We start from the raw sequence: 6698 nt of genomic DNA, 5'->3' as shown, positions 1-6698 counted from the left end.
ACTGTAATACATCTGCTATCTCCATTCAAAGGGCATGTCAAGTCTATTACAACAGACAACGGTACTGAATTCGCTTGCCATGAAATGATAGGAAAAAGCCTTGGTGTCAACATCTATTTTGCCGATCCATACTCTTCATGGCAGAAGGGCGGCATAGAAAATGCAAACGGACTGATTAGGCAATACGTGCCAAAATCAGAAACTTTTGAACATGTCAGCCATCAACAAATCACAAAGTGTTCAAGGAAAATTAACATGAGACCAAGAAAGAAATTAGGATTTAAAACACCATACGAGTGCTTTTACGAACAAATTAAGTAAATTTGCACTTGCTTGTTGAATTCACGTTTTACCAATTAGATACTATTTTGTTAAAGATAAAACAATAAAAGGAGAAACATAAGCACCTTATTATTATTTTTTTGTATATTTGCACAAAAAGAATAATAGAAAGACAAATACATGATGCACTTAAACAATCACTTGGTAATAATGGCTGGAGGTGTGGGCAGCCGATTTTGGCCAATGAGTACTGTGGAACGTCCTAAACAATTCATCGATGTTCTGGGAGTAGGAAAATCATTACTGCAATTGACATACGAACGTTTTAAAGGAATCATCAACCCTGAGAATGTTTGGGTGGTTACAAACAAGAAGTATGTTGATCTCGTTCATGAACAGCTACCAGAAATACCTTTGGGTAATATTCTAAGTGAGCCATGTCGTCGTAACACAGCTCCTTGTATTGCATATGTAAGCTGGAGAATCAAGAAGACGGATTCAAAGGCAAATATTGTAGTTACTCCCAGCGATCATATTGTAACCGACCCAGCTGAGTTCAGAAGAGTTATTAAAAATTGTCTCAATTTTACTTCAGAAACAGATGCTATTGTTACATTAGGCATGAAACCTAACAGACCAGAAACTGGGTATGGTTATATTCAAGCTGATTTAACAGCGCCATCTGCAAGAAATAAAGAAATTTTCCGCGTGGACCAGTTTCGTGAGAAGCCTGATGTTGAAACAGCAGAGAAATATATCAGTCAAAATACTTTTTTCTGGAATGCGGGTATTTTCATTTGGAATGTTTCTACAATTATCAATGCTTTCCGAATCTATCAACCTGGAATAGCTCGTATTTTTGAGCGAGTATATATTTGTTTAGGAACCGACGATGAGCAGAAAGCTATTGATGAAATGTATCCAGAGTGTGAAAGTATTTCTGTTGATTATGCGATAATGGAAAAAACTGAAGAGATTTTTGTGTGCCCAGCCGATTTCGGTTGGAGTGATCTTGGAACATGGGGGGCATTACATCTACAATCGAATCATGATTTATATGGCAACGCAATTATAGGGAATAATGTTCAGGTATTTGACAGTAAGAATTGTATTGTCCATGCAAAAGATGCTAAAAAAGTTGTAGTGCAAGGGCTTAATGGCTACATTGTTGCAATTAAAGATGATGAATTGCTCGTTTGTCAATTATCAGAAGAACAGAGAATAAAGCAATTTTCTGGTGAGAAATAGTGCAATACGTCAGAAATATTTTAAATTAAATGAGCAATAGATGTTAGTTTTTTCAACTGTGTCTGACACAGTTGAAATTACACTACCTGAATAGAATTTTTCCAGAAGCCTGTTTCAGCTTATAACTTTAATTGCCCTGAAGTCTCTAATGAGTTGCTTTCCACCATCCAGTGTTTAATTTATTAGTAATTACATCTGGACTTATTGATGGGTCACTTATAGTTGTACCGCTATAGGAATCAATCGTATATGGATTTCCCAAGTACGGATCATAGTACATCGTGAAGAGCTCTTTTGTCTTTACTTTGCAAGGAATAAATTTTGAAATTATGTCAGCGTATTTTATGCTGTCCATGCCCTGTTCTCTTATATGGTTGTTATATTTGCGTAGATAGTCACCGAAATCATAATAAATATGTCTGTTAGGCCCATAGGGATCTTGTGGAGAAACTTCCTTGTCATTGGGAGCTGCAACACCAGAATTATTGAATTTCTTCATAAGATCTACGATTTCATTCATATAGTTGCAGTCCATTACAGAAAGGCTCCCATACGGATAAGGATTTGTTCCTGAATAGAATTCCAAAAATCCACTTGTTATAGATTTGTAGTCGGGCTGCTGTGATGCCATGTAGCGGTAAACCTTTTCATAAGGAATTCCACTATCCATGATTTCACTTGTCGAAGCAATCAGATAATTCGTGGCATTCCTTAACTCATAGGCAACTTCTATATTAGCCATATAACAGTCATCGAAACATAGAAATTGTAGTTTAATCCCATTGTCTGTTATCGCTTTAGCTATTTCTGCAATATCAAATTGAAAAGTAGTTGTTATTCCTCCAATACTACGAGTTTTGTGTCGTGCTTTATTTTTAGGCAACCATCCAGAACCATGTGCCCCCATAATCATTGAGAATAAAGGGGTGGGGGAAAGACGTTTTACTTTTCTAATATACTCTGTGAGACTTTTCCCGTTGGTTGGCATATTTACGTAATGTTCCAAAGTGTCTCTTTTACATTTCCCTTTTTCAAAGGTGATTTCGTACAGATATACAGAGGAAGGTTTATCAGCTATAAGGACAAAGGTACGTGTCTTTTGACTTGAACCAAATGTTTCAATAGATTTTTCAATACCTCGGATATTCTTATTGAATGCGGAATATAAACCTGCATTTATTGGTTGCCCTTTGCTATTCAACGTTGTCTGGCCAGTCCAAGGCAGATACATTAAGATAGTTTTATCTGCATCCAACAACTCCTCATCAATTTCAATGTCGTTCTTATTCCCGCATGAAAATAATGATAACAAAGTAAATATAACAAAGAGTATTCTTTTCATCTGGACAGCTATTTTTTCAAGTTGTTTCTTTGTAATATTCTGTAATTTAATTGTTTCGGATTTACTGATGAATGATCATTCATCAGTAAAATATACATTACTAACTCTTTACTTCTTACGAAGCTCGTCAATATTAGCTTTTATAGTTGCTATTTTCTCTTCCGAATCACTTTGTTTCTTGCGTTCTTTGGCTATAACTGCTTCTGGAGCATGAGCTACAAAATTCTCATTGGAAAGTTTTGCCTTAATGCCTTTTAGAAATCCCTCAAGATGTTTAAGTTCTTTCTCAAGTTTTTTTATCTCCGCATTAACATCAATCAGACTTCCAAGCGGCACTGCAAAACCATCTGTCCCAACCATGAATCCGGATGCATCTGGACTCTTTTCCTCTACAACACTGATGTTTTCGAGGTTCGCCATTTTAATGATAACGCTGTTATATTGTTCAAAATTGTTTTGAGCAACAACTTCCAGTCTCAATGCGATTTTTGGTGTAATGTTTTTCTGATTGCGAACCGTACGAATACCAGCAACTATCTGCTTAACGCATTCTATTTTAGTAATGAGATTTTGATCATCTTTGGTTAATTGTCCAAGATGTAGCTGCTCAAGCATTATGCTTTCTCCATCTTTTCTATCGTACAGATGTTGCCATAATTCTTCAGAGATAAACGGCATGAATGGATGCAACATCTTAAGGAGAGTTTCAAAGAAGCGAAGTGTAGCCACATAAGTCTGCTGGTCAATAGGTTTCCCATACTCTGGCTTTATCATCTCTAAATACCAGCTGGAGAACTCATCCCAGAAAAGTTTGTAAACTGTCATCAGAGCTTCGGAAATTCGATAGCTCTTAAACTGTTCTTCCATTTCCGCATTCACTTCTTTCAACTTAGCCTCGAACCATGCTATAGCAATCATGTTGGCTTCAGGCTGAGCGATATCCTCTATCTGCCACCCCCGTATAAGGCGGAAAGCATTCCATATCTTGTTGTTAAAGTTACGTCCTTGTTCACACAGACTTTCATCGAATAGAATATCGTTGCCCGCCGGAGCAGAAAGCATCATACCCATACGCACACCATCAGCTCCATACTTATCTATAAGCTCCAATGGATCGGGCGAATTTCCAAGACTCTTGCTCATCTTTCTTCCAAGTTTATCGCGTACAATACCAGTGAAATAAACATGCTTGAATGGGAATTTGTTACGGTATTCATAACCAGCCATAATCATGCGTGCTACCCAAAAGAAAATAATATCCGGTCCTGTTACAAGATCACTTGTTGGGTAGTAGTATTTTATTTCTTCGTTCTCCGGATCATTAATACCATTGAAAACAGAGATTGGCCATAGCCAACTGGAGAACCAAGTATCAAGACAATCGCTCTCCTGTTCCAAATCTGTTGCCTTAACAGCAGGATTTATCGCCTTTGCAAATTTGAGGGCTTCTTCTGAAGTTTTGGCAACTACAGTTGCATTCTTGCCATCAACATCCTTGAAATAGTATGCGGGAATACGGTGTCCCCACCATAACTGGCGACTGATACACCAATCTTTGATATTTTCCAACCAATGCCGATAGGTGTTTTTATATTTCTTGGGATAGAACTTTATATCATCATTCATCACGGGATCGAGTGCAATATCAGCAAAATGCTGCATTTTCAGGAACCATTGTGTTGATAGTTTTGGCTCAATCGGTACATGGGTTCGCTCTGAATATCCAACCTTATTATCATAATCCTCTATTTTCTCCATCAATCCAGCATCATTAAGGTCAATGGATATCTGCTTGCGTACATCCATTCGGTCTTGTCCTACATAAAGTCCTGCTGCCTCCGAAAGCGTACCGTCATCATTGAATATATCAATTGTTTCAAGCCCATGCTTCAAACCTAAAGCATGGTCATTAATATCATGGGCAGGAGTAACTTTCAAACAACCTGTACCAAATTGTATATCTACATACGAATCTTCAACAACCGGTATGCAACGTCCGACTATCGGGACGATAACGTGCAATCCCTTAAGCCATGTGTTTTTTAAATCGTCAGGATTGATACACATGGCGGTATCACCCATAATGGTTTCCGGACGTGTGGTAGCAACCACAGCATAGTAGCCCTTTTCGTCTTTGTGCATTACATTCTCATCCGATTTGCGTTCAACTTTTGCCTGTTCATCAGGTGAAACGTAATATTTAAGATGATAGAGTTTTGAATGTTCTTCCTTATAGATTACTTCTTCATCGGATAAAGCTGTCTTGGCGCTCGGATCCCAATTCACCATCCGAACCCCTCTGTAAATCAATCCTTTTTCATAAAGATCACAGAAAACCTTTATTACACTTTCACTGCGTTGCTCATCCATCGTGAATGCCGTGCGATCCCAATCACAAGAACAGCCGAGTTTGCGCAACTGCTTTAAAATGATTCCTCCGTGTTCGTGTGTCCAATCCCATGCATGTTCAAGAAAAGCATCACGCGAAAGATCGGTTTTATGGATGCCTTCTGCCGCCAATTTATTTACAACCTTAGCCTCAGTAGCGATACTTGCATGGTCTGTTCCCGGTACCCAGCATGCATTTTTTCCTTCCATGCGCGCATGGCGGACAAGAATATCCTGAATGGTATTGTTGAGCATGTGTCCCATGTGCAACACTCCAGTTACATTGGGTGGGGGGATTACCACCGTATATGGTTCACGCCCATCGGGTTTAGAACTAAACAACTGTTTGTCGAGCCAATACTGATACCATTTGGATTCCACCATTTGTGGATCGTACTTACTTGCTAATTCCATTGATTCTATATTATTATTTCTTTATTATCATTAAAAACGATGCAAAATTACGAAAAAATCGCTTGAAAAATGTATCTTTGCATAATAAAGTGGTACTGAGTACCTCTTTTAACTTTAAAAATATATAAGATTGCATACTAAGGAAGAAAAGCTGGCTGCATTTAGCCGTTTATTGGATATACAAGAGAGACTGCGCAAGGAGTGTCCTTGGGACAGAAAACAAACAAACGAAAGTTTGCGACCTAACACCATTGAAGAAGCCTTTGAGTTGGCAGATGCGCTTTTGAAGAATGACACTAAAAACATTTGCAAAGAACTAGGCGATGTTCTTGAACACGTGATCTTTTATGCGTTACTTGGTAGCGAGACGAATGATTTTGATATTGCGGATGTTTGTAATTCACAATCAGATAAGTTGATGTACAGACATGACTTCATTGATTGGAAGGGTTGGCATGTTGAGAACAAAAATATGACCATAAATCCACAAGGGCGAGTCGTTTACAAAGATGAAACTCTATCTTCGTCAGGGAAATTGGCAGCCAATGAAGAAACCTCTCCCCAAACTGCGGCCCAAGTAGAAACAACCTGGGAACAAAGAAAACGGCGTGAACGCGATGGCAATAAGACCGTTCTTTCTGGAGTTCCCGATTCGCTGCCAAGTCTGATTAAAGCCTATCGTATTCAAGACAAAGCAAGAAATGTCGGATTTGATTGGCAGAAAAAAGAGGACGTGTGGTTGAAAGTTGAAGAGGAGTTAAACGAATTGAAGGCAGAGCTATCAAAGGGAGATGAAGAAAAATCCACTATGGAATTAGGTGATTTCCTCTTCTCTGTTATTAATGCCTCTCGCCTTTATAAACTTAATCCAGATAATGCCCTTGAACTCACAAATCAGAAGTTTATTTCCCGTTTTAACTATATAGAACAGCAATCCATTAAACGTGGTAAAGAATTAGTAAACATGAGCTTAAAAGAGATGGATAAACTATGGAACGAAGCTAAACTTCTGGAGTTCAAATAA

The 6698-nt window shown here is 38.2% G+C and carries 5 protein-coding genes; 3 read left to right on the top strand and 2 right to left on the bottom strand.

What is annotated here, in order from left to right:
- On the top strand, positions 1 to 321 hold a 321-nt coding region (locus H515_RS0107925), incomplete at its 5' end, for an IS30 family transposase (RefSeq protein WP_154653674.1).
- A gap of 141 nt (positions 322 to 462) precedes the next feature.
- The gene (locus tag H515_RS0107920; protein WP_025877078.1) at positions 463 to 1530 is read left to right on the top strand and encodes a mannose-1-phosphate guanylyltransferase; all 1068 of its coding nucleotides are present in this window, start codon (positions 463 to 465) and stop codon (positions 1528 to 1530) included.
- Positions 1531 to 1675: 145 nt separating this feature from the next.
- Here the strand turns inward: H515_RS0107920 and H515_RS13770 are convergent, their stop codons facing one another.
- On the bottom strand, positions 1676 to 2872 hold the full coding sequence (locus H515_RS13770; RefSeq protein WP_025877080.1) for a clostripain-related cysteine peptidase: 1197 nt from the start codon (positions 2870 to 2872) through the stop codon (positions 1676 to 1678).
- Positions 2873 to 2980: 108 nt separating this feature from the next.
- Positions 2981 to 5674, bottom strand: a complete 2694-nt coding sequence (locus H515_RS0107910; RefSeq protein ID WP_025877082.1) for a valine--tRNA ligase — start codon at positions 5672 to 5674, stop codon at positions 2981 to 2983.
- Positions 5675 to 5804: 130 nt separating this feature from the next.
- Between H515_RS0107910 and mazG the strand changes: the two genes are divergently transcribed.
- Complete coding sequence (mazG, locus tag H515_RS0107905; RefSeq protein WP_025877084.1) at positions 5805 to 6698, top strand: nucleoside triphosphate pyrophosphohydrolase; 894 nt, start codon at positions 5805 to 5807, stop codon at positions 6696 to 6698.

The organism is Prevotella corporis DSM 18810 = JCM 8529, assembly GCF_000430525.1.
GTDB classification, from domain to species: domain Bacteria; phylum Bacteroidota; class Bacteroidia; order Bacteroidales; family Bacteroidaceae; genus Prevotella; species Prevotella corporis.
The sequence above is the reverse complement of the archived record's forward strand: the minus strand, read 5'-3'. Positions and strand labels throughout refer to the sequence as shown.